This is a genomic window from Serratia proteamaculans (genome assembly GCF_946227095.1).
In the GTDB taxonomy this organism is placed as follows: Bacteria; Pseudomonadota; Gammaproteobacteria; order Enterobacterales; family Enterobacteriaceae; genus Serratia; species Serratia proteamaculans_E.
Genome location: NZ_CAMISV010000004.1, coordinates 463,166 through 488,278, shown reverse-complemented (window position 1 = coordinate 488,278; position 25,113 = coordinate 463,166). Strand labels below are relative to the sequence as shown.

The window sequence follows — 25,113 nt, the reverse complement described above, 5'->3', positions numbered from 1 at the left end:
CGGGCGTTGTTCATTTCATTAATACAAAGACTTTTGCGGTGGCCCGGCGAAGGTTAGCGGCCCGATGCTGTTCATATCCACTTCCACCACCGACGGTCCCGGATAGTTAATCGCCTCCGCCAACACGCCGCTGAACTGCGCTGCGCTGTCGACCTTCCAGGCTTTCAGCCCCATGGCTTCGGCCACCAATGTAAAGGACGGCGTATGCAGTTCGTTATAGTACTGACGGCCGGCAAAGTATTTATCCTGAATGCCGCGCATCACGCCGTAGCCGCCGTCGTTCATGATCAGCAGGGTGATATTGGCCTGCTCCTGCGCCATGGTCGCCAGCTCGCCCAGGCCTAACGCCAGCCCGCCGTCACCCACCAACCCGACCACTTTACGTTGTGGATTAGCGATCGCGGTACCAATCGCCATCGGCAAGCCCATGCCAATCGCCCCGGCCAGCGAGTGAATGTTGCACAGCGGCGAAATAGCCCGGAATAAACGACTGCCCCAGACGCTGCCGGAGACGGTGATATCACGCACCAACAGCCCATCCTGCGGCAGTGCGGCAGCAATAGCGTCGTTTAATTTGGCATATTCCCCCGACTGCTGGCGCAGCGCGCTTTCCGCCTGCTGCACCGCAGCGACAATCTTGGCATCCCACTCGGCACAGACCTTCTCACCTGAGCTCAATCGTGCCGCCAGTGCGTTAAGCAAAGCGCCACAGTCACCGTTGATCTGTTCGTCGGCCAGATAGTTGCGATTAGCCGCCGCCGGATCAATATCAATCTGCACCAATGGACGTGGCAGTGGCAGCGTCCAGGTCCGGGTTTCATTACTGCGCAGGCGCGAACCGGCCACCAGCGTCAGATCGCACTGCGTCAGGATCGCCTCAATGCTCGGCGAATTATGGAACGCACGCAGGCTGCGCGGATGGCTATCCGGCAGAATGCCGCGCCCGTGGGTGCTGGAGATCACCGCCACACCGGCATCCGCCAGTTTGCGCACCGCATCTCCGCAGGCCAGCGCACCGCCGCCCAACCACAGCAATGGGCGTTTGGCCTGTTTCAGTCGCTGATACAACCGCTCAACCGCGTCGTCACTGGCCTGCGGCAGCGGCGCAGGGGCCACCGGCTGGCTCAGCACCGCGCTGGAGACCAGACTGCTTTGAATATCGATCGGGATCTCGACCGCCACCGGGCCGCAAGGCACCGTCTGCGCGTCGAGAATGGCCCGTTGGATCACCGCCACGGCCTGTTCCGCAGAGTTAACCCGATAAGCGCGTTTGGAGCAGGCGCGCAGGAAACCCAGTTGATCGCGGGTTTCATGAATGAATCCGGCGTCGGCATCCAGATAGGCTTTTTCTACCTGGCCGGTAATGTGCAGCAGCGGCGTGTTGGCGTTCAGCGCTTCGATCATCGCGCCAACCGCATTGCCGGCACCCGCACCGGTGCTGGTCAAGGCCACACCCAGGCCGGAGAAGCGGCCGTGGGCATCGGCCATGGTCACAGCGCCCGCTTCACCGCGCGCCGGCACGAAGCGAATGTTGCCACGTTGCCCCACCGCATCGGCAATCGGCAGATTATGAATCGAAATGATGCCGTACATCGCCGACACCTCGTACTGTTCCAGAGTCCGGGCTATCGCCTCGCCAACCGTTATTTTATCGCTCATCATCTGCCTTCTTATTGTGTTCGTTGTAGGGGTACGCACCGTCGACCAAAGCTAATCGCTCCAGCGATTCACCTGATGGCTAAGCGCCAGGTACAGGCTTTTTTGCTGCATGTAGGCTTTGATGCCGTGCAGGCCCTTTTCGCGGCCCAGACCGCTTTCTTTGAAACCGCCGAAAGGCGTAGAAATAGAGAATGTTTTGTAGGTGTTGATCCACACCGTGCCGGTTTCCAATTGCTCCGCCAGTGCCATGGCCCGTGGGAAATCACGGCTCCAGATACCGGCCGCCAGCCCGTATACCGAGTCATTGGCCTGTTCAATCAACTGCAGCTCATCGTCAAACGGCAGCACCACCAGTACCGGGCCAAAAATCTCTTCCTGACAGGCTCGGGCGCTGTTGCTCAACCCTTCGATTATCGTCGGCAGGTAATAGCTGCCCTGCGCCAGCAGCGGATCGGCCGGGGCTTCTCCGCCAATCACTACCCGCCCCCCTTCCTGCTGAGCCAGCGCCACGTAATCCGCCACGCTTTGGCGATGCTTTTGGTTAATCAGCGGACCGAGATGCACACCCGGCGTCAGTGGATTGCCTACCCGCAATCCGGCCGCCAGCTCACTCAGGCGCGCCAGCAACGGCTGGTACAGAGAACGGTGCACAAACAGTCGCGAACCGGCGATGCAGGCCTGACCGGCGGAGCTGAAAATGCCGTAACAGATACCGCGTGCCGCCTGTTCCAAATCCGCGTCTTCCAGCACGATGGTCGGCGACTTGCCGCCCAGTTCCAGCGAGGTTGGGATCAGCTTCTCGGCAGCAATGTGCGCCAAATGGCGGCCGGTATTGGTGCCGCCGGTAAAGGAAATCTTTTTCACCAACGGGTGACGAGCCAGCGCCTCACCAATCACCGAGCCTTTGCCAGGCAACACGCTGAGCAGCCCGACAGGCAACCCCGCCTGTTCAAACAGCTCCGCCAGTTTGAGCGCCATCAGCGGCGTGGCTTCGGCCGGTTTGAGGATCACCGCGTTACCCGCCGCCAGTGCCGGGGCCACCTTTTGCATTTCGCTGGCAATCGGGGAGTTCCACGGCGTAATCGCTGCGATCACCCCCAGCGGTTGATATTGACTCAGCGTCATCACCTCGGCGCTGCGCTGGGTCGGCAGTTCGCCCTCCAGCACCTCGCAGGCAGCAGCAAAGTAACGGGCGGTCGCCGCCGCGCTGGCCACCAGCCCGCGGGTTTCCGCCAGCGGTTTACCGTTGTCGCGGGTCTGCAACTGCGCCAGCTCTTCTTGCTGCGCCATAATCAGGTTACTGACACGGTACAAAATGTTGGCACGCTGATGCGGCACCAACCCGCGCCACTCGGGCGCACGCCAGGCACGTTCCGCCGCGGCTACCGCGTCATTGACGTCTTCAACGCTGGCGGCACGCAACCGCGCATTGACGCTGCCATCGGCCGGAAATACCGAGGTCATCTCATCGCCGCGCCCTTCGCACCAGCGCCCAGCCACAAAAATCTTTAACCTTTCCATGCTCACTCCTGCCGTTCAGGCAATAAAACCACCGTCGATCAGACGGCGGCAGGCTTGTACCGCGCTCAGCGCCGCCAGGGTTGATGTCTTGGGATTGCTCGCCAGCGGGTTGCCGCTCAGCTCAATCTGAAATTCACCGAAATTGCCGCACACCTGCAGCCGGTGGGTATTACGTCGGGTGGCGGGATCGACCAACAATCGCACCTGAGTGGCGTCCATCCCCAAACCGTTGAGCGCAATGGTCGCCGCCACGTTGGCGTTGGCCGGGAACAAGCGTGCCGCCTCGCGCGCCGACCCTTCAAAAAATACCTGCGCCTCGTTCACCGCATCGAGATCAATCAGTTGCTCTGCCATGCTGCCGCGCCAGCTTGCCGGGCTTTTACAGGCCTGATAGGTGACGCTGTCCAGCCCGCCTTCACGCGCCGACGCCAGCCCATCCATCCCCGCCACCGCACCGGACAAAATGATCAACTGGCCCTGATGCTGCCGACAGGCCTGCTGCAACCGCTGTTGCAGCGCCGCATCCGCCAGCGCGCCGGTGGAGATCACCGCCAACGGCCAGCCACGTGTCACCACCGCCTCACCAAATTCCGCCACCGCCTGCTGGCTGGCGCATTCCAGCACCAGATCCGGCGGCTCAGCACACTGATCCGGATGGGCTAACGCCTGCACCTGGCCGCCAAAGGCGCTGACAATCGCCGCATGATGAGCCGCACGCGCCACGATCCAGCCCACGCTCACCCCGTCCGGCAGGCGGGAAAGCACTTCTCTGGCCATTGCGCCGTAGCCAATCATCATGATCTTCTTCATCTTTTCAGCCCCTGCGGTTAAAGATGGCGGTTAAAGCCACCGGAGACGTCGAGCGCCGCACCGGTAGTAAAGGACGCCAGGGGGGAAGCCAGGAACAACAGCGCCTGCGCCGGCTCCTGCGGTTTACCGAGGCGTTTCATCGGGATGCCGCGACGTTCGGCAATCGCCGCCGTCCACTGCTCCCAGCTCTGATCCTTATCGCTGCGCTCGTCGAAACGGCGTCGCCACTGGCCGGACTCCACCATACCCAGCAGGATCGAGTTGACGCGAATGCCCTTGTCCACCAGCTCTTTCGACAATGTCAGCGTCATGTTGAGCAGTGCGGCGCGAGCCGCCGAGGTGGCGATCATGTGTTCTTCCGGCTGCAAGGCCAGCAGCGAATTCACACAGGTAATTGAAGCGATATCCGAACGTTCCAGCGCCGGCAGAAACGCCTGCACCGGGTTAATCACGCCGAACAGCTTTAGCTCCGCCTCATGCAGCCAGGCCGCACGTGGCGTATGCTCAAAATGCGCGACAAACCCCTGACCGGCGTTGTTGATCAACAGATCCACCCCGCCGAAGTGTGCCGTCACCTGAGCGGCAAACTGTGTCACCTGTGCCTCGTCCAGCACGTCGCAGCACAGCGCCAGGATCTCCGCCTGCGGAAACTCATTGCGCAGGCTGGCTTCGGCTCCCGCCAGTTTATCTGGGTCACGGCCGCAAAAGGCCACCTTCGCCCCCTCCGCCAACAGCAGGCGCAGGGTCTCAAAACCGATGCCCGACGAGCCGCCGGTGACTACCGCGACCCGATGCTCAAGCTGAAAATTCATGATTGGATTGCTCCCGTAAAATCCTGCAGATAACGGTTAAATTGCTCCGGCGCATCGAGATAACTGGCGTGCCCTGCCTGCTCAATCAGCCGCAGGGGCGCGTCCTGCTGTTGCGCCAGTATTGCCGCCGCTTCGGGCGGTGTGATCCGGTCGCAGTCGCCGCACCACACCTGCAACGGACCACGGTACTGCGCCAGATGGCGGCCGATATCGTCGTTGGCCAGCATCCAGGCAGCGCTAAGAAAGCCTTCCGGATCCAGCTGCTGCATACCGTTGCGTACCCAGGCGATATCCTGCGGATCCGCGCCATCACGCAACAGCGCAGCCGCCCGCTGTTCGCCATAGCCTTGCGGCCCCAGCTTTTCAATCATCTGTTTGCGCTGGCCATAAACCTGCTGGCGTTTTTCTTCCGACGCAGTGGCATAACCCTGAGCCGGATCCGCCAGCACCAGCCCACATAACCCATCAGGATGCGCGGCAGCATAGGCACTGCCGATCAACGCGCCGAGCGAATGGCCAACAATCAGCGGTTGCTCCAGCTGCAATTCGGCCACCAGCGCCGCCAGAGCAGCAGCATAAGCGGTGGCGTCCGGCCGGCTCACCGTCAGCGGCAGGCTGCCGCCGTAGCCCGGGGCATCCCAGGCCAGCAGGCGGTGGCCGTCGGCCAACCCGCGATCGTTAAACTGCTTGATCCACGAGGCCGAACCGGAGCTGATGCCGTGCAGCAACACCACTGGGCGGCCGTGCCCCGCTTCGCGCCAGCTCAGGGTGGCCCCCCCGGAGCGCGCCTGCTGACGTTGCACCAGGCCGTTCATCAGTTGCGCTTCACTTTGGATAAAGGGTGATCCGCCGGGTAGGTCGGCGTTTCCGGTTTGGCGGTGCCGAGCATCACGCACATCAGCGCCTCTTCCTCGCCGTGGTTAAACAACCCACGGTAAACACCGGCCGGAACCGAAATCAGATCGCGCTCTTTCAGCTTGGTTTCGTAGTACTCCGTGCCGTCCTGGATCATCAGCGTGATGCTGCCCTTCAGCATAAAGAACACCTCTTCCACATCGTCGTGCAGGTGCAGCGGGCCTTCGCATTTTGACGGCAGCACCATGGTGGAGAAGGTGAAATTACCCGCCGGAATGGTGTTGGTATCGTTAACCACCCCGGTGGCCCCGGTGCCGATGTAGCGCATCTGCGCACGGCGGTATTTCGGGTCGTAATCGGCCTGGAACTTCAACGCATTCCAGTCATATTTGCGGCCTTCAAAACGGGCGATACGGGATTCCACCCAATTCTCTATCGACTGATCCTGCGGCTTGACGGCAGCTTGTTTCTCAACCTGGGACATGTTGGTACTCCTCTGTGAATCAATGGGATATCAATATTTCTTCAGCAACGGCAGCAAAATGATGCAGCCGATAAAGGCCATCACCACCAGGAACAGCAAGCCGTTATCCATGTTGCCGGTGGCGGCGATCAGCGCCCCCATCAGCACCGGTGCCAGTGCACCGGCAAAATTACCTAATCCGTTAAAAATACCGCCGGCGGTGGCGCTAACCTTGCTGCTGGTGGCCTTCGCCAGCAGGGCAAAAATGTTCGGCGCACCGGCCCCCCACATAAAGGTGCTGAAGGCCATGGCGGCGATCACGCTGTAAGTCCCCTGCATATGCAGCACCACGGCCAACCCCAGCCCGGCGCCGCACAGCGAGATAAAGCAGGCCAGCGCACGACGATCCAGTTTGTCCGACAGCCAGGCCCCGAGCACTTCACCCAGCAGCATGGCGATAAACGGCAGCGATGACAGGTAACCGGCGTGTTCCAGGTGAATGCCTTTGCCCTTGATCAGGTAGCTGGGCAGCCAGCCGTTCATGCCCCACAGGTAGGTCAGGAAGGCGATGTTAAACAGGCAAATCATCCAGAAATGCGGGTTGCGCAGCAGCTCATGGCGATGCTGTTTGCGTTCGGCGACCGCCGGGGGTGAAACGGTAGCGGCAGCCGGACGCGACACGTTCAGATGACGCATGCCGAACAGCACCAGCAGCATCACCGGCAGCGTCAGGAACGCCATAAAGAAGAAGGTGGTCTGCCAGTCAAAGGTGTTAAGGATATACAGCGTGACCGGGAAGCCGAGCGCCGCCCCCAGCGGGGTACCGAGCAGCCACAGCATGGTGGCACGCGCCTGCAACCGCTGCGGGAAGGCCTGGCGGATAATGGCGTAGGCCATCGGCAACAGCGGGCCTTCGGCAATGCCGAGTAAAATGCGCAGCGTCATCATGGTGTGATAAGAACGGGCCAGGCCCATCAGCACCATCAACACGCCCCACACCACCATCATGCCGATCAAGACTTTTACCGGGTTCAGCCGGTCGCCAATGCCGCTCAACAGCATCGAAGAAATGCCGTATGAGAACAAAAACGCGCTCATCAGCAAGCCCAGTCGCGCCGGGTCAAAACTGATGCCCAGCGCCTGCTGGAATTCACTATCGGAAAACAGTGCCGCGATGCTGATCTTGTCGAAAAACGCCAGCAGCACACAGGCAAACAGCGCGACAGGCACCGACCAGCGAACCCGCTGCTGCGGATTTTCGGCAACGGCTTCCCCCACCCGTTCAGCACGGGCGTCAATCTCTTGCGTAGTCATGAAACGCTCCCGAGGTTACGGGCGTTATTTCAACGCCATCAAAGAAAACTCTGCGTCCGCCAACTGCTGCGGTTCCAACACTCGCCCGCTGGCCAACCAGCGCTTGCCCAGCTTGATGGTGCGCGCGTCGTTAAACGCCACCATCTGCACCAACTGACGATCGGCATTCAGCGTAAAGAACACCTGTGACTGCGGTGTACGCCGCACCACGTGATGCACGCCGCCGGTCGGTATACCGAGGATCTGGATATTGGCGTCGTATTGATCCGACCACAGCCAGGCCACGTCATCGTAAGGAGAGGCGAAGGCATCCAACATCGCACAGGCGGTGCTGATCGCCTGATTCTGCGCATAGGCCCAGGATTGCAGGCAAAGGCCCAGTGTCGGATGGCGTGCCACGTCACCGGCGGCAAAAATCGCCGGGTGGCTGGTGCGCCCCTGACCGTCAACCACAATACCGGCGTCAATCTTCAACCCGGCGCCGTGCGCCAGCTCCAGATTCAACTCCACGCCGATCCCCACCACCACCAGATCAAACGGCTGAGGATCGCTGATGTCGCTGCCGATCCAGGCGCTGCCGTCACGATCTTCCAGTTGAATGTCACCGCAGCCGCAATGCACCGTCACGCCCTGCTGCTGATGCAGTTCGAGCAACGCCTGTGAAACGTCTGCGCCGACGCTGCGCATACACAGCGCGGGTTGACGTTCGAATACCGTGACCTCAGCGCCAATGCGCCGTGCTGAGGCGGCGATCTCCAGGCCGATCCAGCCGCCACCGACGATGGCCAGCTTGCGACACCCCTGTAACGCCTGGCGCAGCCGGGCCGCATCGTCCCAGGAGCGTAACGTCATCACCCGTGGATGACTGGCCCAACGGGCATCCGGCAAACGTGGCCGTCCACCGGTGGCGATCAGCAGTTGATCAAACTGGAGCTGTCGGCCATCGCTAAGGCTGACAATTTGTTGTTGTACATCAATGGCTTCGGCACACAACGGGCGATACCAGTCGATGTTCAACCCGGCCACCACCTGCTCGCTGAACAGTCGGCTGAGCGGCGCATTGCCGTCCAGTAACGCCGCCTTGGAAAGCGGCGGACGTTCATAAAAGTCATAGGGCTCGTCACTGACCACCGTCAGCTTGCCGGTGTAGCCCCGGTCACGCAGCGTTTTCGCCGCCCAACCGCCAGCCTGACCGCCGCCGATGATCAGGATGCCCGCCGGTTGTGGCTGGCTCATAACGCCCCCGGTTTTTTATGCTGGCGGCGCGTGTCGTGGTCGATCCCCCCTTCCACCGCCCACTCGGTGAACGACACCAGTGAGTGTTCCAGCTCGCGGGGCTGCCAGTTTTCGGTCAGGTAATCGTCGTTGGTGTAGTATTCAAACGCCCCACCGGTTGGGCTGTTGACGTACCAGAAATAGGCCGAGGAGATAGGGTGGCGTCCGGGGCCGATAAAGGTGCTCCAGTGCTCTTTGTTCATGGCGATACCACCGCCGATCACCTCATGGATGTCGCGTACGGTAAAGGCCACGTGATTCAGGCCCCGTGGGCGATTAGGTAATTTCAGCAGGAACAGGTTGTGATGGCCGCCGCGAGCCTGAGTACGCAGGAATACCGCGCGGTCGATATAGCGATCCGAGACCTGGAACCCCAGCACGTCACAGTAGAAGCGCTCGGTCGCGGCCAGATCTTCGACGAAGAACACCACGTGGCCGATATTGATCGGCTGCGCCTGCGCATACACCGGACTTGGCTGATCGATGCGGCGCACGTCGCCCCACTGGTTGATCGGCGACACCGGTAAATCGACTTCACGCTGCCGGCTAACGCTAAAGCGCACCGTCATGCCGTTCGGATCAAGGCACTCCAGCTCTTCGCCCACCTGACGGAAGCCTGGCATCTGCACCAGCAAGGGCTGCAACGCTGCCAATTCGGCCGGGCTGCCAACGCCCCAGGTCATGCGACGCAGCGTCGAGCCGCCCTCAAATGCCGCCGGTAATGCCTCGCTCTGCAATGGATGCAGCACCACGCGCGCCCCGCTCAGAGTAGTGAATTCACGCTGGGTTTCGCCCCAGTGCTGTTGCGCCGCCTGCAGGCCGAAGTCCTGCATGAACTTTTCGCAAGTTGGCAGATCTTCGACGCCAAATTCCAGTTTTTCGATTCCGATTACGCTCATTAATTGTGCCTCACGTTCTCGCTGAATGCGTTTTTCAGACATGACAAACCCGGGCCCCTGTTTGCCATGGGCCTTATCCCTGTCTGAGTCATTGGTAGGGGACGACTCTATTCGTCCCGATTAATGCAGGGGGCAGCCAGTCGCGCCCCTGGGAAATCAGTTAACCGACGTTAGCCTGCGGCGGTGCACCCAGGAAGCCGGAGATTTTCACCGCGGCGTCCCGCACCTCCATGCGTAACCGCTCGCGATCCGCTTTCGGGATTTCATCGGACGGCACCATAATGCTGATCACTGCCTCAACCCGCTGCTCGCGGTTGAAGATCGGATAGACGATGGAAGAGATACCGTGGCGGAAAAACGACTCGCCGATCACATAGCCGCGCGCCTTGTCCTGCTGCACCATCTGCCACAGCGTTTCGCGATCCGCCGGTGTACCTGGGCCACTACCCGGCAGTTGTTCCTGCGGATACAGCAGCTCAAACTCTTCGCGAGTGGCGCTGGTCAATAACATGCGGCCGAGCGAAGTTTGGTGTACCGGCAGGCGGGTGCCGACGCTGACCTGGTTGATTTGCGAACCGGCGGCGCTGACGCGGGCGATGTAGATCACGTCACGCCCATCACGGATCGCCAGATGACTGCTGCATTGGCTGCGATCGCGCAGTTGTTCTATTACCGGCTGACCGGCCTGCGCCACGTCCAGCGAGGCAATATATTCAAAGCCGAGACGCAGCACCTTGATGCCCAGCGAGAAGGTGTTGGTGCGTGGGTTACGCTCGAGAAACCCCAGATGCTCCAGCGTCTGCACCACGCGATAGGCGGTAGCTTTTGGCATGTCGACCAGGCGATGCAATTGGGCAAAGGTCATTTCCTTGTGCTGCTCGCCAAACGCCAGCAACAGTTGCAATCCGCGATCCAATCCTGGGATCAGATATTTACACCCTTGGTCGTCTGCCATGTGCTGCTCCTGGCTAAAAGGTAGATTAGTTAAAGACGAAACCACCGTTGACCGGCAACAGTTGGCCGGTCACGAAGTTCGCCAGCGGTGACAACAGGTAGAGCACCGTCCCGTTGACGTCGTCAGGATGCTGAGCCCCGGCCAGTGCCCGGCCCTGCTCGTACAGCTGATGACGCTCGGCGGGTACATATTCGGTGGCCTCCACCCGCGTCAGGCCCGGGGCAATGGCGTTAACGCAAATCCCCTGCGGGCCCAGCTCACGCGCCATCGAACGGGTCATCGAGATAATCGCCCCTTTGCTGGCCACATAGGCCATTAAGCGCGGTGCGCCCCACAGCGCGGTATCCGAAGCCACGTTAACGATCTTGCCATGCGGGTTTTGTGCCAGCAGCGGTACCGCCGCCTGACTCACCAGCCAGGTGCCACGCACGTTGACCTGCATTACTCGATCCCACAGATCGATATCGTATTCCATCATGGTTTTACCGCCCACGCCGGTGGCCAGGGCCGCGTTGTTCACCAACCCGTCAACTGCCCCACCTTCGGCTATGGCGTTAAACGCAGCGCTGATCGAGGCCGGATCGGCCAGATCGATCACCTGACTTTCAACCTGTGCCCCCTGCTCACGCAGGCTGGCGGCGCCGTCCGCCAGTTCATCCGCCAGAATATCGCACATCACCACGCTGGCACCGGCGGCAGCAATGGCGGCAGCGAAACTACGCCCCAGCCCACGCGCCGCGCCGGTCACCACAATACGTTTCCCCGTCAGCAGGCCATTCACTGTGCCGCCTCCTGTTCACTGAGCTGCGCCAGCTGTTTTTGCGCTTCTTTTTGCATCATGCGGCGCAGGCGGGATAAGCCGACGTCATGCTGATACAAATATTCACGGCCACGCGCGTTCGGTGCCATGTTTTCCAGCACGATGCGATCCTGCTCCAGAACGTCCCAATGCAGCGACTCCAGGCGGTTGCGGTACATAAAACGCCACATGTCACGCTGCCAGTCTTTCACCTGGCGGATACGCCAGAAGAACACCCGGCAGTGATCCTTGTCTTCCGGTACCACCATGCCGATGATCCAGAAATGGCCGCCCGGCCCGAAACGTTTTTTGTATGGGATCGACAGGCGCATCCAGTAGGCGCCGCTGCTGCCGAACTCTACCCAGTCAAAGTTAACGCCGATCTGGCCATTCTTCTTAAAGATGAAACCGCTGTCGGTCGGCTCCAGTGCCATATCCGCCTTGCGATCCCCTTCCGCCATTGAGTGTGAAGAGGAATGCAGGTAGGTGCCGTGCATCGGGTCCATCACGTTTTCCAAGGCGTACTGATAATTGCAGTCCCAACTGGCGGTGCACAGGAAGTTGCTGTAGGACGCTTCGTCCGCCAGTTCCGGCGGGAAGGTCAGCTCGGCCGGCTCTTCATCTGCAGTCACACCGAAATAGAGGAACACCGCGCCGTAGGCTTCTTTGGCCGGATAGGAACGCAGGCATTTCTGCCCCACCAGCGGGCAACGATCGACCGCCGGTACGTCTTTAACCGTACCGTCACCGCCCACTTCCACGCCGTGATACCAGCAGGCGATGCGATCGCCCAGGTTCCAGCCCATGGAAAGCCGTGCCCCGCGGTGCGGGCAGCGATCTTCCAGCGCGTGGATCGCGCCTTCGCCATCACGCCACACTACAATTTGCTGTTCCAGACGCGTAATACCGACCGGGTTATTGCCAATTTCCCAACTGGCCAGCACCGGATACCACATGCCGCGCAGCCCCTGATCGAGATAATCCTGTAAGGCCTGTGCGGAGGATGTTGTGTTTGCTGTCATTGTCTTCTCCCGGGTGTGGATCAGAAACCGTTAACGTGCAGGAACTCGCGGAACGCCGTCTCATTCCACGGCTGGCCATTGCGATCAAACAGGCGGCGCTGATTTAGCGCACTGACGATCTGCTCCAGCTCTTCCGCGCCCTGATCGAAGATCTCTTCCAACGCCGCCACCAGCGCGGTCTCAAAACCGTCCGGCACCCGGGCACGGTTTTGCCAGATCACATTTTGGAATTGACCGGGTTGATGGATCTGACCGTTGCCGCCTTCGCGCGCCGGGATCACCTGTTGGGTGTCCGGCAGCCAGGGATTGAAATCGGTGATGTGCTGCATGATTACTCCTCCGCAATAAAGGTGATTTGGATTTGATTGTCGATCACCCGGGTGGCATAGGTTTGCAGATCGCGACCGCCTGGCTCACGCAGGCACTGGCCGGTACGTACGTCGAACAATGCTTCGTGCAACGGACACTCGACCTTACCGTCATCAACAAACCCCTGGCTGAGCAAGGCATAGGCATGTGGGCAGACGTCTTCCAGCGCGTAATAGTTGCCGTCGATCAGATACACCCCGACTTCTTTCCCTTCCACGTTGGCAGAGAAAGGAAAATCTTCTTTCACCTGAGACACTTCACACACTTTCTTCCAGCTCATTGCTTCTGTCCTCTATCTGATTGTTTCATATATGAAACTCAGTTTCTTATTTAATACAGCCACTATAAGTATGGCGAAACTTTCGTCAAGAGAGCAAAGCGGCAATTGTTAATGGAAAGTTGTTTAAACATGACAAATGCGGGAAGGATCACGAAAAAATGCACCGAGATGAAAAGCCTATGAAACTTGTGCGTTGCATCACGAAATCATGGGTAAAAACACGTTGATCTGACTGGCTCAATGAGAGTAAAAGTTCTATCTCACTGACTAAAACGCCCTTTTAAATAACAATAAATTTACATTTAAACAGCTCAACCCCGCTTTTCAGCACTGTGAAATCAGCGGGTTAGTTTTCTGCTGCCTGAATTCTTTCATCGCCCGCTAAAGGAGCGCACATGGTGCAACAACGTCAACGCTGGTCCGGGGTCGTGGCCCTGCTGTTTCTGATCGTCATCGCCTATGCCGATCGGGTCAATATTGCCGTGATGCTGGTCAACCCCGACTTTCTGCAGCACTTTCAGCTCGGCGACAGTCGCGCACATCAGGGCATGCTGATGACGGTGTTTTTGCTCGGTTACGGGCTTTCCGCCATGCTGCTAACGCCGTTTCTGGAAACTCTGATGGGGTATCGCCGCGCGCTGACGCTGAGTATTGTGCTGTGGGCGTTGCTCACCGCCGCCTCGCCGCTGGCCGGTTCGGTGCTGCTGTTATTTGCCGTGCGCGCACTGTTGGGCATCAGTGAAGGGCCGTTATTTTCGCTGAAAACCATGTATATCGGCGATCACTTCGCCGCCGATGAGCGCGGCAAACCCAATGCGGTCAGCACCCTGGGCGTCTCGCTGGGGCTGGTGATTGGCTTTCCGCTGGTGAGTTTCCTGATGGCTCACTTCGGCTGGGCCATCTCCTTCTATCTGCTGGCGCTGATCAACCTGCTGCTGGGGCTGGCATTGGTACGGCTGTTTATCCATCCCGCCACCCAGCCTTCGCGCACCCGCGACCCACGGCCGATAATGAGCCGCGTCTGGGAAACCTTCGCGCTGGCCTGGCGTACCCCGATGCTCGGCTGGATCATGCTGATCGAGATCGCCACCCTCAGCTACCTGTGGGGTTCCAGCTCCTGGTTGCCGGCTTACCTGACCGACGAGAAAGGCTTTTCCATCAAACAGATGGGCTGGATGGCCTCGCTGCCGTTTATTGTCAGCATCGGCTCAAAATACCTCGGTGGCGTGCTGCTCGATCGCATTCGCCCTTATCAGGCACCGCTGATTTTCGCCTTTGGCGGTGCGGCCACGGCACTGTGCATCTATGGCGTGATGCACAGCCATCAGCTCGGCTGGATTGCCTTTTTCCTGCTGGCGGCCAATGCCTGTTGGGGCGCTCAGGGTGCCGCGATCCCTACCCTGCTACAGCATTATGCGCAGCCGCAGGCCGTCGGCAGCGCCTATGGGCTGATTAACGGTATCGGCAATATGTTCTCGGCGTTTGTGCCGATGATTATGGGCATGGTGATGGCCAGCCAGGGTAAGGTGTCTTCGGGGTTTGCGGTGCTGATCGTGTCGCAGGGAGTGACACTGTTGGCGGGTACCGTACTGTTCAGCCGGATGCTGATGACACGTGAGGCAAAGCGGGTATAAAACAAGAGGGGCGCATAATGCGCCCCTCTTCATACTAACGGAATGGGCTTAGCGCCCTTTCTTCTTACGTCCCGGCTGGGCAAAACGCTTGCGTGCAGCCGAGTTACCGCTGGGCTTTTCGGCGCTTTTTGGTGCGCTGGCGGCAGGCTTTTTCACTGCAGGTTTGGCTTTCTTGGTCGGTTTGGCTTCTGAAGATGAACCCTCGATCAATTTGAACAGTTCGACCAACTCATCGTCGGTTAAATCGCGCCATTCTCCCGGCGGCAACCCGGCCATGCCCACATTCATAATGCGGGTACGCTCCAGCTTGGTCACCTCATAGCCGAAATGCTCACACATACGGCGGATCTGACGGTTAAGTCCCTGTACCAGTACGATGCGAAACACAAAGGGCGCTTCTTTCTTCACCTTGCACTTTTTGGTCACCGTACCCAGCATCGGCACACCGGCCCCGAGGCCACGGATGAAATCGTCGGTCACCGGTTTGTTGACCGTGACCAGGTATTCTTTCTCGTGGTCGTTACCCGCCCGCAGGATTTTGTTCACCAGATCGCCGTGGTTGGTGAGGAAAATCAGACCCTGTGAGTCTTTATCCAACCGCCCAATCGGGAAGATACGGGTGCTGTGGTTAACGAAATCGACAATGTTGTCTTTCTCGCCTTCTTCCGTGGTGCTGACGATACCGACGGGCTTGTTCAAGGCAATAAAGATCAGATTGTCTTCGTTGCGCGGTTCAATCAACTGACCGTTAACCTTGACGACGTCGCCTGGAAACACCTGATCGCCAAGCGTCACGCGCTTGCCATTGATAAAAACATTGCCTTGTTCGATGTAACGATCGGCATCACGGCGCGAGCAGATACCGCTCTCGCTTATATATTTGTTAAGACGTGTGGATTGTTTGGTCAACATATTCTCTCCGTAAGCCCGGATTATAGACCTTCAAGGCAACAGATACAGGCATTTTCATAGTGCGGTAACGAACGGTGAATAGAGTGTTTTAGACTATATTTTCCATTCTAAATTCATCACCCGCTATACCCTATGGATTTCAAGCTGCAGCTAGGCGCCCAGCTCATTCATCCTCAGGAGCTTACTCAAGTAAGTGACTGAGGTGAATGAGTGCAGGTAACAACGCTGCAGCTTGAAAGACGACGGGTATATTTAGGCCTGTTTTTTTGCTGCCTGCAGATACAGCATCTCCAGGCCCAGGGTCGCCGCGGCCAGCGCGGTGATCTCGGACTGATCGTAGGCCGGTGCCACTTCCACCACGTCCATGCCAACGATGTTCAGTGACTGCATGCCGCGTACCAGTTTCAGCGCACGATCGGAGGTCAGGCCGCCGATCACCGGTGTGCCGGTGCCCGGTGCAAATGCCGGATCCAGGCAGTCGATATCGAAGGTCAGGTACACCGGCATATCGCCGACGATCTGTTTGATCTGGGCCAGCAGATCGTCCGCGCTACGATCGTTAACCTGCGCAGCGTCCAATACCGTGAAGCCGTTATCATGATCATATTCGGTACGAATGCCGATCTGCACCGAATGTTTTGGATCGATCAGACCTTCGTTCGGCGCATGGAAGAACATGGTGCCGTGGTCATATTGGCTGCCGTTCGCGTAGGTGTCGGTATGGGCATCGAAGTGCACCAGCGCCATTTTGCCGAAATGTTTGGCGTGTGCGCGCAGCAGCGGCAAGGTAACAAAGTGGTCACCGCCGAATGAGAGCATGCGCTTGCCGGCCGCCAGCAGTTTTTCTGCGTGCGCCTGCAGGTTGTCGCTCATGCTCTGAGCGTCACCAAAGTTGAACACAATGTCACCACAGTCGACCACGTTCAGACGATCGCGCAGGTCAAAGTTCCACGGCCAGCGGTTGCCTTCCCAGGCCAGGTTGGTGGAAACCTGACGGATCGCCGCGGGGCCATGACGGCCACCGGCACGGCCGGAGGTTGCCATATCAAATGGAATGCCGGTGATGACCCACTCTGCATCGCTGTCGTAAGGCATAAAGTTCAGCGGAAAGCGCAGGAAACCAAAGGCATTGGACACTAAAGAATTATCGGGCTGGTGGCCTAAGGTACTCATAGTAAACCCTCATATTTCAACGTTTCGCCTGTTGAAAAATCACACAGGCGCTGGCAAAAAAAAATCCCTCCCGCGTCGTTAGCCCGACGAGAAAGGGATCCATTCGAAATCTGTTTAGTACTGCTGATACGGCAGATTATCGCCGTATTTCGTTCCCGCTTCAAGAGCGCGCATCATCATCCCAGCAGCTCGTCGTCACCCAGTATAGACCCTGCATCCTTCAGCTATGTGATCGTTGCCGTTTGTCGTGACTAAATTTTGTGATTTGGCTCCCTTAACCTGGCCTATAAATTATATAAGTTTGTTACTCCAGCATTTAAGAAATAGGTGTTTATTAAATTAAAAAACCCCTAAAAAATAAAAAATACTTTCACTAACGATTGCATCTTATATATTCAGCTAAAAAACAGGCTAACAAATAAAATGTTAACAATCATGCCAAGGCAGCACAAACGGATTATCAAACACCAGAGGATTTATTTGGCACTGCAAGCCATAACATTTTTATCATGTTTCCCATTGGGTTATCTGTGTTCTCAAATTGATTCAATGAATGATATTTCCCTGGAAATCATTCTCATCTATATCCCCGTATCTATGCTCCTGGTGGATTACCTTTACCAACGCTTCGAAAAATAATTACGTCGCTACTGTTTCACCAATACCGGCTGCTGGCTGTAACGTGCCGGGAATAAATGCTCGAGCTGTTTTATTTTCGGTTGGTCGTTAATCATGATGTACATGGAATCAGGGTGATCGGTCAAAAAGTTCTGATGATAACTCTCTGCCGGGTAAAAATGCCCGTTGCCCTCGACGCGAGTCACCAGCGGCTGAGCATAACTGTGGCTGGCCTGTAACTGGGCAATGTAGGCGTTGGCAATCCGTTGTTGTGAGTCACTCTGCGGGAAAATCGCCGAACGATACTGCGTGCCACTATCCGGTCCTTGTCGATTAAGCTCGGTAGGATTATGAGCCACCGAGAAAAAGATCTGCAACAAGGTGCCATAAGAAACCTGAGTCGGATCAAAAGTCACTTTCACCGATTCCGCATGGCCAGTATCACCCCCGCTAACCTGCTGGTAATCGGCGGTTTGCGCTGCACCACCGGTGTAACCTGAAACCGCGTTGGTCACGCCTTTCACATGCTGAAAGACCCCCTGCACACCCCAGAAACACCCGCCGGCAAAAATAGCGGTCTCACTGTGCGACGTCACTGCCGGTTCATCAACCGCAGGTGCCGGGATCACCACCGCGGTTTCCGCACCGCCAAATGACCATGCGCTCCCCTGCCAGAGCCCCACACCGACCAGCGCGACCACACCAGAGAAAGCATAAGACCGCAACCCCTTACCGAGCCTGTTTGAAAGTTTCATCGTATTCCCCACGGGATTAGCCGAAAGTGAAGGCGTAGGCAGCGACGCCCGCCTGTTCGAATTCAATGCTGAAGGTGTGTTCACCCGCACCATCGGTTTGTCGGATCAGTTGATAAAGGCGTTGATCGGTGACCACGCCGCGCCCATCCGGCGCGACATCAGCACCATGCATTTCGCCAGGCGCCTGGCCATCCAACGTCACTTTGAAAGCCACCGGCTTACCCGCCGCTGTCGGGCCTAATACCAAATGCAAATCGCGAGCATGGAAGCGGTAGACGATGCGCCCTTTAGGGGCATTGAGCGTCACGTTTTCGCCACCGACGGTCCAGTTCCCCGCCAGCCCCCAATCATTGAGCGGTAAACTTGCAGGCACGCCGTAGCGGGCGACCCTATCCTGGGTAGCCTCGCCGGAGGCAAAGTTTTGTGCCCGCGCATAGCCCAGATAGGTTTCTGGCGAAATGCCAGCCTGATTACCGGCCGCCTGCTCAACGCCCTGCCCGGCGACCTGGCTGACGGCGGTGCTGATATTTTTAGCCCCGGCCTGACGCAGCAACGCCTGGATCACCCGCTCAGACTGCGCATAATCACCTTCGCCAAAATGCTGGTAACGGATATGCCCGTTGGCATCAATAAAATAGTGGGCAGGCCAATACTGATTGTTGAACGCACGCCAGATGCTGTAGTTGTTATCGATGGCGATCGGGTAATTGATCCCCAGCTTTTTAGCCTCTTGGGTGACGTTGCCAATGTCTCTCTCAAAGGCAAACTCCGGAGCATGCACACCGATCACCACCAACCCCTGATCGCGGTATTTCTCTGCCCAGGCCTTCACATAAGGCAAAGTACGCAGGCAGTTGATGCAGGAATAGGTCCAGAAATCCACCAGCACCACCTTGCCGCGCAGAGACTCAGCGGTCAGCGGCGGAGAGTTCAGCCATTGCACCGCCCCTGACAACGCCGGCATTTCGCCAAAATCTTCCAGAACCGGCGTTGAATCGACAGCGGTTTGCACCGGCAGACGCGCTGGGGCAGCTGCTGGGGTGAACGTCTGCAACAAACGTTGTTCAATCCCGCCGGTGGAGGCCGCTGAAATGCGTGCCAGCACGCTGGTATCCAGACCGAGAGCAATCGCCACCACCCCAACCAGCATCGCACCGCCCAAGCCGCGACGGATCCATTCACCGGCACCCAGCGAACGTTTCATGGCGCTGAAGACCTTGCCGCCGATCAATAACGCCAAGGCCAATGAGGTCGCCGCCCCGGCGGCATAGGCTAACAAAAGGAAAGTTGAACCGACATTCGCCCCCTGCAGCGCGGCACCGGTCAGCACCAGACCGAGGATCGGCCCGGCGCAAGGTGCCCAAAGCAGCCCGGTAGCGACCCCCAGCAACAGCGAGGGGCCAACCTGGTGCTGCTTGTCTGCGGCAATCTTGTCAGACAGGCGATTGCCGGCCGAGACCAGTGGGTGCATCACACGTTCGGCAACCGCCGGGAACAGCAGTGTGACCCCAAATACCGCCATCAGCACCAGTGCCAGCCAACGACCGTATTGATTGGCGGCGACCACCCAACCACCGCCAACGGCGGCCAGCGTGGCGAACAGTGCAAAGGTCAGCGCCATGCCCACCAGCAAGGGCAAACCGGAGCGTAAGAAAGGACGATCGGCGCGCGAAAAAATGAACGGCAGCACCGGCAGAATACACGGGCTGGCGATGGTCAGAATGCCGCCGAGATAAGCCAGTATCAGGATCAACATATCGCTCTCCCCATTAGGCTTTTTGCACTGCAAACTGCAGCGCCAGCCCGTTCATGCAGTAACGTAATCCGGTAGGTTGCGGACCGTCGTCAAACACGTGCCCCAGATGCCCGCCACAGCGGCGACAGTGCACCTCATCGCGCACCATGCCAAATGTTCGATCCTGCTGCTGTGCGACCGCCTGTTCAAGCGGCTGGTAGAAGCTTGGCCAACCGGTATGGCTGTCAAACTTGGTATGAGAGGAAAACAGCGGTAGCTGGCAACCCGCGCAGGAAAACAGGCCGTCGCGATGTTCATCATTCAGCGGGCTGCTATAGGGCGCTTCTGTGCCCTGTTCCCGCAAAATATGATACTGCGCGGCGCTCAGTCGCTGATGCCACTGTTGATCAGTGTAGCTGACTTCAAATTGCCCAGAGGCCGCCGCAAGGGCTGCCTTTCTCGGCAAGAGCCCGAATGCGAGCGCTGCGGACAGGCCGCCGCCAGCCAGAATAAATTGCCGTCTGTTGATCATCATCGTCACCCCGGAAACCAATCCAACCGATAGTGACAAACTACAGAGAAAACCCTGTCCGAATCCTCACGGAGAGTTAACAAATTTGTGATAACTGATAGGGGGAAAAGAGGTATTGAGGGAATTGCGGGGAAAAACCATTAAAAAAGGCCGGACATCAGAGAGATGCCCGGCCTTTCAGAACTACTTACTCATCTTCTAAATAAGTATAACCGTATAAACCGGCTTCAAACTCTTCCAGGAACTGCGCCTGCAGTTCACTGTCCAGATCGGTTTCTTTCACCTGATCGCGGAATTTGGCCAGCAACGCGGTAGGATCCAGCTGCACGTATTCCAGCATGTCGGCAACGGTATCGCCTTCATCAGACAGTTCGCTTTCTACCGAGCCGTCAGGGAACACAAACACGTCAACCGAAGCGGTATCACCGAACAGGTTGTGCATGTTGCCCAGGATTTCCTGATAGGCACCCACCATAAAGAAGCCCAGCGCCGGCGGGTTTTCCGGATCGTACGGCGGCATTGGCATGGTGGTCGCTACGCCGTCACCGTCGATGTAGTGATCGATAGTGCCATCGGAGTCACAGGTGATGTCCAGCAGTACCGCGCGGCCTTCCGGCGGCTTATCCAGCCCTTCCAGCGGCAGCACCGGGAACAATTGATCGATCCCCCAGGCATCCGGCATCGATTGGAACAGCGAGAAGTTGACGTAGAACTTGTCCGCCATGCGCTCTTGCAGTTCGTCAATGATCGGACGGTGTGCGCGGTTGCTCGGATCCAGCTGCTGTTGGATCTTGTTGCAGATGTTCAGGTACAGCTGTTCGGCCCAGGCGCGCTTGGTCAAATCCAGCATGCCGTGAGCGTACTGGGTGTGAACGTCGTGCAGGTCCATCTGGCTGTCGTGCAGCCATTCGCGCAGTGAACGGCGGTTCTCCGGCTCGTTCAATTCCTGCCAGGTTTCCCACATGCTTTCCAACGCGCGCGGCGCGTCTTCTGCCGGAGGTAATGGTTCACTGAATTCGTTGCGCTCAACGCCGATCACGTTAGACACCAGCACCGTATGGTGTGCGGTAACCGCACGGCCGGATTCGGTGATCACCGTCGGGTGCGGCAAACCGTGTTCATTACAGGCGTCGCCGATACCCCAGATCACGTTGTTGGCGTATTCGTTCAGGCCATAGTTCACCGAACAATCGGACTGCGAACGGGTGCCTTCATAATCCACGCCCAGACCGCCGCCCACGTCGAAGCACTGGATGTTAACGCCCAGCTTGTGCAGTTCAACGTAGAAACGTGCAGATTCGCGCACGCCGGTGGCGATATCGCGAATGTTGGCCAGTTGCGAGCCCAGGTGGAAGTGCAGCAGTTGCAGGCTGTCGAGACGACCCGCTTCACGCAGGGTTTCCACCAGCTTCAGCACCTGAATGGCTGCCAGACCGAACTTGGACTTTTCGCCACCGCTCGACTGCCATTTGCCGGAACCTTGTGACGCCAGACGCGCACGCACACCGAGGCGCGGGACCACGTTCAGACGTTCGGCCTCTTCCAGCACCATGTTGATCTCGGACATCTTCTCGATCACCAGGTACACCTTGTGCCCCAGCTTTTCGCCGATCAACGCCAGGCGGATATATTCACGGTCTTTATAGCCGTTACACACGATCACCGAGCGGGTCATACCGGCATGCGCCAGTACCGCCATCAGTTCAGCTTTGGAGCCGGCTTCCAGCCCCAGCGGTTCGCCGGAGTTGACCAGCGATTCGATCACGCGACGATGCTGGTTTACTTTGATTGGGTAAACCAGGAAATAGCCACCTTCGTAGCCGAACGACTCACGCGCGCGTTTGAACGCGGCATTGATCGAACGCAGGCGATGCTGCAGGATCTGCGGGAAGCAGAACAGTGCCGGTAAACGCAGACCGTCTTTTTGGCGTTGCTTCACCAAATCAGCCAGATCGACACGTGCCTGCGGGACGTCCGGATCCGGGCACACGCTGATGTGGCCCAGTTCATTGACGTCATAATAATTGTTGCCCCAGTAGGCGACGTTATAAGTGCGCAGCATCTTGCTGGCATCACGGTCATTCATGGCAACCTCCTGCATGGAGCGCAAAGATTTAGATTCGCCCGTTGCTGACGGACGGTGAATCAAAAGATCATCAGACATTACTCGCCTCACATCCCGTACTGACGATACAGTCAGCCACTATCGCAGCTACAACCCGCGAGAACAACCCAACAAACCGCCCTTGCGGCAGCGAATAAAACTGCCGTTCGCGGTCAGCGATCGGTTTATTACTCATATAATTGTAAGACACCCTGTTCAAACCTCGTGAATCGGGTCAAGAAACATCCCACAGGAAGGCTGCAGGCTACCCTTGTTCAGTTCTTCAGTCGACCGTTAACCGGCCCGAGGATCCTGAGTAGCGCCCAGGTGTTTATCACACCTGAAAGGTGGTGTAGAGACAAGACGGGAGATAGCAGAAGAATATGCGCCAGAACGGCACTGCTGTTGAGAACCAACAACCGGTAGACAACGGATCATTAATCCAACCACCTCCACGCACGCCGTCCTCAATGAACGACTGAGCCTCTATTAATAGTGTAAGAACGTGACCGTTCTATGAAGCGGCGACACCAAAGGTCGGCGTCTGCGGCTGAGTATCCGGCCACTCACGGAGGCGTCACAGAAATTTACAACTTCTTGCCCCACGCTGTGCACCAAATGAGCCGCGCGCGCAGTTTATACCGATAACACGGGGAAAATGCAAAATGAAAATTTGCCGGAAACTGTTTCAAGCGATGAAAATGGCGTCGGCGGCTTTGCGCAAAAGAGCGAAATGGCAAAAAAATACTGGCAATCCGGCTAAGGCCTGACCTAAAATAGACGTCCAGATGTTAATCCATCTATACTGATTAACAGAGAAACTGCTTAACGGCTTTGCCTGAGGGGCGTTGCAGGATGCATCTCGCGCCATCAGCGGAAGACCCTTCGCTTTGATGCCGGATCTCCAGCGCTGTGCAGTAATTTCTAACCCGTCTTATGCAAGGTACAGAATATAATGGCTAAACACCTTTTCACGTCCGAATCCGTCTCCGAAGGACATCCTGACAAAATCGCTGACCAGATCTCCGATGCCGTTCTCGACGCCATCCTGGAACAGGATCCTAAAGCACGCGTAGCTTGTGAAACCTACGTGAAAACCGGCATGGTACTGGTCGGCGGTGAAATCACCACCAGCGCCTGGGTAGATATCGAAGAGATCACCCGTAAAACCGTGCGCGAAATCGGTTATGTGCACTCGGATATGGGTTTTGACGCCAACTCTTGTGCCGTACTGAGCGCCATCGGTAAACAATCCCCGGATATCAATCAGGGTGTTGACCGTACCGATCCGCTGGAACAGGGTGCCGGCGACCAGGGCCTGATGTTTGGCTATGCCACCAACGAAACCGAAGTGCTGATGCCTGCACCGGTGACCTACGCCCACCGTCTGGTACAGCGCCAGGCCGAAGTGCGTAAGAACGGCACTCTGCCGTGGTTGCGTCCCGATGCGAAAAGCCAGGTCACTTTCCAGTATGACGACGGCAAAATCGTCGGCATCGACGCGGTGGTACTCTCTACCCAGCACTCCGAAGATATTTCGCTGAAAGACCTGCAAGAAGCGGTGATGGAAGAGATCATCAAGCCGGTTCTGCCTACCGAGTGGTTGAGCGCCAGCACCAAATACCACATCAACCCAACCGGCCGTTTTGTTATCGGTGGCCCAATGGGCGACTGCGGTCTGACCGGGCGTAAAATCATCGTTGATACCTACGGCGGCATGGCTCGTCACGGCGGCGGTGCATTCTCCGGTAAGGATCCGTCCAAGGTTGACCGTTCAGCAGCCTACGCAGCACGCTATGTAGCGAAAAACATCGTTGCTGCCGGTCTGGCTGACCGCTGTGAGATCCAGGTTTCCTACGCTATCGGCGTGGCAGAACCGACCTCAATCATGGTGGAAACCTTCGGTACCGAGAAAATCCCTACCGAACAACTGACGCTGCTGGTGCGCGAGTTCTTCGATCTGCGCCCATACGGCCTGATCCAGATGATGGACCTGCTGCAGCCGATCTACCGCGAAACTGCCGCCTACGGCCACTTCGGCCGTGAGCACTTCCCTTGGGAAGCGACCGACAAAGCAGCCCTGCTGCGCGATGCTGCCGGCCTGAAATAAGCCCGCGTATCGAGTGTGAAAACGGCGAGCCTGGTGCTCGCCGTTTTTGTTTTTATTGGATGGGTGCTCATGGATCAACGCACAAACAACCAACAGGCGGGAGCAATGCCCCCGCCGTTGGGTTGCCTTACCCTTGGGATTCGTAAGCCAGAATGGCGGCAACTTCCGTGTCGCCCAGCTTGTGATGCGCAATTCACACAGCGAACCGCGGGTGATCCACATAAGCGCGATAAGCGTCATGCTGATAATCATCAGCCTTAGAACGATCCGTCCCTGCTGCATTTTTGACCTCCTTTTCCTTGCCTCTCGGCAGGTAAGAAGCTAACCTAACGTTCTCTGGCGTTAGAGTTGGCCTCGGGTTGATGTATATCGACACGGGGCTTTTCTCTTTCTATCCCTTGCGTATGCTCAGGACGAAAGATCCAGAGCACCCGCGCGCAGTATATTCATCTCCCTCAGGTTTCAGCGGCCCTTTCCACGTTAAGTTCTGTTTCTGCGCAACCTTAC

24 protein-coding genes and 1 pseudogene are annotated in these 25,113 nt (G+C 57.8%); 2 read left to right on the top strand and 23 right to left on the bottom strand.

The features are described 5' to 3' along the window. Positions 1-18 precede the first annotated feature (18 nt). From OC597_RS11330 to OC597_RS11265, 14 genes are all read right to left on the bottom strand, one after another. Positions 19-1,659 (bottom strand): thiamine pyrophosphate-binding protein, encoded by a 1,641-nt coding sequence (locus tag OC597_RS11330; protein ID WP_262208785.1) that lies wholly within the window; start codon positions 1,657-1,659, stop codon positions 19-21. 51 nt (positions 1,660-1,710) lie between these two features. Then, complete coding sequence (locus OC597_RS11325) at positions 1,711-3,180, bottom strand: aldehyde dehydrogenase (protein ID WP_262208747.1); 1,470 nt, start codon at positions 3,178-3,180, stop codon at positions 1,711-1,713. 15 nt (positions 3,181-3,195) lie between these two features. After that, positions 3,196-3,990 carry an aspartate dehydrogenase gene (locus OC597_RS11320; protein WP_262208745.1) on the bottom strand — a complete coding sequence of 265 codons (795 nt, stop codon included), beginning with the start codon at positions 3,988-3,990 and terminating at the stop codon, positions 3,196-3,198. Positions 3,991-4,007: 17 nt separating this feature from the next. Then, positions 4,008-4,802 carry an SDR family oxidoreductase gene (locus OC597_RS11315; protein WP_261258739.1) on the bottom strand — a complete coding sequence of 265 codons (795 nt, stop codon included), beginning with the start codon at positions 4,800-4,802 and terminating at the stop codon, positions 4,008-4,010. Continuing rightward, complete coding sequence (locus OC597_RS11310) at positions 4,799-5,617, bottom strand: alpha/beta fold hydrolase (protein ID WP_262208743.1); 819 nt, start codon at positions 5,615-5,617, stop codon at positions 4,799-4,801. The genes OC597_RS11315 and OC597_RS11310 overlap by 4 nt, the downstream gene beginning before the upstream one ends. Next, a complete protein-coding gene (locus OC597_RS11305) occupies positions 5,617-6,141 on the bottom strand; it encodes a cupin domain-containing protein (protein ID WP_085119009.1) in 525 nt (174 codons plus the stop codon). The genes OC597_RS11310 and OC597_RS11305 overlap by 1 nt, the downstream gene beginning before the upstream one ends. Before the next feature lie 30 nt (positions 6,142-6,171). Further along, positions 6,172-7,434 (bottom strand): MFS transporter, encoded by a 1,263-nt coding sequence (locus tag OC597_RS11300; RefSeq protein ID WP_262208740.1) that lies wholly within the window; start codon positions 7,432-7,434, stop codon positions 6,172-6,174. Positions 7,435-7,458: 24 nt separating this feature from the next. Beyond that, complete coding sequence (locus OC597_RS11295; RefSeq protein WP_262208738.1) at positions 7,459-8,670, bottom strand: NAD(P)/FAD-dependent oxidoreductase; 1,212 nt, start codon at positions 8,668-8,670, stop codon at positions 7,459-7,461. Continuing rightward, on the bottom strand, positions 8,667-9,608 hold the full coding sequence (locus OC597_RS11290) for a VOC family protein (RefSeq protein ID WP_261258744.1): 942 nt from the start codon (positions 9,606-9,608) through the stop codon (positions 8,667-8,669). The genes OC597_RS11295 and OC597_RS11290 overlap by 4 nt, the downstream gene beginning before the upstream one ends. Before the next feature lie 160 nt (positions 9,609-9,768). Further along, positions 9,769-10,563 carry an IclR family transcriptional regulator gene (locus OC597_RS11285; protein WP_135317939.1) on the bottom strand — a complete coding sequence of 265 codons (795 nt, stop codon included), beginning with the start codon at positions 10,561-10,563 and terminating at the stop codon, positions 9,769-9,771. Positions 10,564-10,588: 25 nt separating this feature from the next. After that, positions 10,589-11,344, bottom strand: a complete 756-nt coding sequence (locus OC597_RS11280) for an SDR family oxidoreductase (protein ID WP_262208736.1) — start codon at positions 11,342-11,344, stop codon at positions 10,589-10,591. Next, positions 11,341-12,384: a Rieske 2Fe-2S domain-containing protein gene (locus tag OC597_RS11275; protein ID WP_099065260.1), complete on the bottom strand. Its 1,044-nt coding sequence runs from the start codon at positions 12,382-12,384 to the stop codon at positions 11,341-11,343. Before OC597_RS11275 ends, OC597_RS11280 begins: the two co-directional genes overlap by 4 nt. Before the next feature lie 20 nt (positions 12,385-12,404). Further along, complete coding sequence (locus OC597_RS11270) at positions 12,405-12,713, bottom strand: recombinase-like helix-turn-helix domain-containing protein (RefSeq protein ID WP_085119018.1); 309 nt, start codon at positions 12,711-12,713, stop codon at positions 12,405-12,407. Between the two features lie 2 nt (positions 12,714-12,715). After that, positions 12,716-13,033 carry a non-heme iron oxygenase ferredoxin subunit gene (locus OC597_RS11265; RefSeq protein ID WP_012146671.1) on the bottom strand — a complete coding sequence of 106 codons (318 nt, stop codon included), beginning with the start codon at positions 13,031-13,033 and terminating at the stop codon, positions 12,716-12,718. Between the two features lie 395 nt (positions 13,034-13,428). Here OC597_RS11265 and OC597_RS11260 point away from each other — a divergent pair, with 395 nt between their 5' ends. Continuing rightward, positions 13,429-14,667 (top strand): MFS transporter, encoded by a 1,239-nt coding sequence (locus tag OC597_RS11260; protein WP_261426065.1) that lies wholly within the window; start codon positions 13,429-13,431, stop codon positions 14,665-14,667. 48 nt (positions 14,668-14,715) lie between these two features. Here OC597_RS11260 and rluF read toward each other — a convergent pair whose 3' ends face one another. The 8 genes from rluF to yqgG form a co-directional block, all read right to left on the bottom strand. After that, positions 14,716-15,579 carry a 23S rRNA pseudouridine(2604) synthase RluF gene (gene rluF / locus OC597_RS11255; protein ID WP_261258746.1) on the bottom strand — a complete coding sequence of 288 codons (864 nt, stop codon included), beginning with the start codon at positions 15,577-15,579 and terminating at the stop codon, positions 14,716-14,718. A 252-nt stretch (positions 15,580-15,831) separates the two neighbouring features. Then, positions 15,832-16,752, bottom strand: coding sequence for an agmatinase (speB, locus tag OC597_RS11250; RefSeq protein WP_207977573.1), 921 nt, complete (start codon positions 16,750-16,752; stop codon positions 15,832-15,834). Between the two features lie 647 nt (positions 16,753-17,399). Next, positions 17,400-18,125 carry a peptide-methionine (S)-S-oxide reductase MsrA gene (gene msrA / locus OC597_RS11245; protein ID WP_261258748.1) on the bottom strand — a complete coding sequence of 242 codons (726 nt, stop codon included), beginning with the start codon at positions 18,123-18,125 and terminating at the stop codon, positions 17,400-17,402. 16 nt (positions 18,126-18,141) lie between these two features. Continuing rightward, positions 18,142-19,881 (bottom strand): cytochrome c biogenesis protein DipZ, encoded by a 1,740-nt coding sequence (locus OC597_RS11240; protein ID WP_262208732.1) that lies wholly within the window; start codon positions 19,879-19,881, stop codon positions 18,142-18,144. Between the two features lie 13 nt (positions 19,882-19,894). After that, entirely contained in the window at positions 19,895-20,392 is a 498-nt protein-coding gene (gene msrB / locus OC597_RS11235; RefSeq protein ID WP_261426072.1) for a peptide-methionine (R)-S-oxide reductase MsrB, read from the bottom strand. 187 nt (positions 20,393-20,579) lie between these two features. After that, positions 20,580-22,556: a biosynthetic arginine decarboxylase gene (gene speA / locus OC597_RS11230; protein WP_261258750.1), complete on the bottom strand. Its 1,977-nt coding sequence runs from the start codon at positions 22,554-22,556 to the stop codon at positions 20,580-20,582. Beyond that, positions 22,549-22,692 (bottom strand): virulence promoting factor, encoded by a 144-nt coding sequence (locus OC597_RS26650; protein ID WP_112347340.1) that lies wholly within the window; start codon positions 22,690-22,692, stop codon positions 22,549-22,551. The genes speA and OC597_RS26650 overlap by 8 nt, the downstream gene beginning before the upstream one ends. Before the next feature lie 98 nt (positions 22,693-22,790). Continuing rightward, a complete protein-coding gene (yqgG, locus tag OC597_RS26700; RefSeq protein WP_488175597.1) occupies positions 22,791-22,934 on the bottom strand; it encodes a small protein YqgG in 144 nt (47 codons plus the stop codon). Between the two features lie 517 nt (positions 22,935-23,451). On the opposite strand from yqgG, the gene metK reads away from it, so the two are divergent. After that, positions 23,452-24,606: a methionine adenosyltransferase gene (gene metK / locus OC597_RS11225; protein ID WP_085119028.1), complete on the top strand. Its 1,155-nt coding sequence runs from the start codon at positions 23,452-23,454 to the stop codon at positions 24,604-24,606. A 127-nt stretch (positions 24,607-24,733) separates the two neighbouring features. Here metK and OC597_RS11220 read toward each other — a convergent pair. Further along, positions 24,734-24,888 (bottom strand): annotated as a pseudogene (locus tag OC597_RS11220) (Hok/Gef family protein). Positions 24,889-25,113 lie beyond the last annotated feature (225 nt).

What these genes read in the sequence shown, in the direction of transcription:
- OC597_RS11285 (WP_135317939.1), bottom strand. Translation starts at nt 10,563, where the DNA reads ATGGCAGACGACCAAGGGTGTAAATATCTGATCCCAGGATTGGATCGC.
- OC597_RS11330 (WP_262208785.1), bottom strand. Translation starts at nt 1,659, where the DNA reads ATGAGCGATAAAATAACGGTTGGCGAGGCGATAGCCCGGACTCTGGAA.
- OC597_RS11260 (WP_261426065.1), top strand. Translation starts at nt 13,429, where the DNA reads ATGGTGCAACAACGTCAACGCTGGTCCGGGGTCGTGGCCCTGCTGTTT.
- OC597_RS11300 (WP_262208740.1), bottom strand. Translation starts at nt 7,434, where the DNA reads ATGACTACGCAAGAGATTGACGCCCGTGCTGAACGGGTGGGGGAAGCC.
- OC597_RS11295 (WP_262208738.1), bottom strand. Translation starts at nt 8,670, where the DNA reads ATGAGCCAGCCACAACCGGCGGGCATCCTGATCATCGGCGGCGGTCAG.
- OC597_RS11315 (WP_261258739.1), bottom strand. Translation starts at nt 4,802, where the DNA reads ATGAATTTTCAGCTTGAGCATCGGGTCGCGGTAGTCACCGGCGGCTCG.
- speA (WP_261258750.1), bottom strand. Translation starts at nt 22,556, where the DNA reads ATGTCTGATGATCTTTTGATTCACCGTCCGTCAGCAACGGGCGAATCT.
- msrA (WP_261258748.1), bottom strand. Translation starts at nt 18,125, where the DNA reads ATGAAACTTTCAAACAGGCTCGGTAAGGGGTTGCGGTCTTATGCTTTC.
- rluF (WP_261258746.1), bottom strand. Translation starts at nt 15,579, where the DNA reads ATGTTGACCAAACAATCCACACGTCTTAACAAATATATAAGCGAGAGC.
- OC597_RS11240 (WP_262208732.1), bottom strand. Translation starts at nt 19,881, where the DNA reads ATGTTGATCCTGATACTGGCTTATCTCGGCGGCATTCTGACCATCGCC.
- metK (WP_085119028.1), top strand. Translation starts at nt 23,452, where the DNA reads ATGGCTAAACACCTTTTCACGTCCGAATCCGTCTCCGAAGGACATCCT.
- OC597_RS11325 (WP_262208747.1), bottom strand. Translation starts at nt 3,180, where the DNA reads ATGGAAAGGTTAAAGATTTTTGTGGCTGGGCGCTGGTGCGAAGGGCGC.
- yqgG (WP_488175597.1), bottom strand. Translation starts at nt 22,934, where the DNA reads ATGATCCGTTGTCTACCGGTTGTTGGTTCTCAACAGCAGTGCCGTTCT.
- OC597_RS11320 (WP_262208745.1), bottom strand. Translation starts at nt 3,990, where the DNA reads ATGAAGAAGATCATGATGATTGGCTACGGCGCAATGGCCAGAGAAGTG.
- speB (WP_207977573.1), bottom strand. Translation starts at nt 16,752, where the DNA reads ATGAGTACCTTAGGCCACCAGCCCGATAATTCTTTAGTGTCCAATGCC.
- OC597_RS11275 (WP_099065260.1), bottom strand. Translation starts at nt 12,384, where the DNA reads ATGACAGCAAACACAACATCCTCCGCACAGGCCTTACAGGATTATCTC.
- OC597_RS26650 (WP_112347340.1), bottom strand. Translation starts at nt 22,692, where the DNA reads ATGAGTAATAAACCGATCGCTGACCGCGAACGGCAGTTTTATTCGCTG.
- msrB (WP_261426072.1), bottom strand. Translation starts at nt 20,392, where the DNA reads ATGATCAACAGACGGCAATTTATTCTGGCTGGCGGCGGCCTGTCCGCA.
- OC597_RS11270 (WP_085119018.1), bottom strand. Translation starts at nt 12,713, where the DNA reads ATGCAGCACATCACCGATTTCAATCCCTGGCTGCCGGACACCCAACAG.
- OC597_RS11305 (WP_085119009.1), bottom strand. Translation starts at nt 6,141, where the DNA reads ATGTCCCAGGTTGAGAAACAAGCTGCCGTCAAGCCGCAGGATCAGTCG.
- OC597_RS11265 (WP_012146671.1), bottom strand. Translation starts at nt 13,033, where the DNA reads ATGAGCTGGAAGAAAGTGTGTGAAGTGTCTCAGGTGAAAGAAGATTTT.
- OC597_RS11290 (WP_261258744.1), bottom strand. Translation starts at nt 9,608, where the DNA reads ATGAGCGTAATCGGAATCGAAAAACTGGAATTTGGCGTCGAAGATCTG.
- OC597_RS11310 (WP_262208743.1), bottom strand. Translation starts at nt 5,617, where the DNA reads ATGAACGGCCTGGTGCAACGTCAGCAGGCGCGCTCCGGGGGGGCCACC.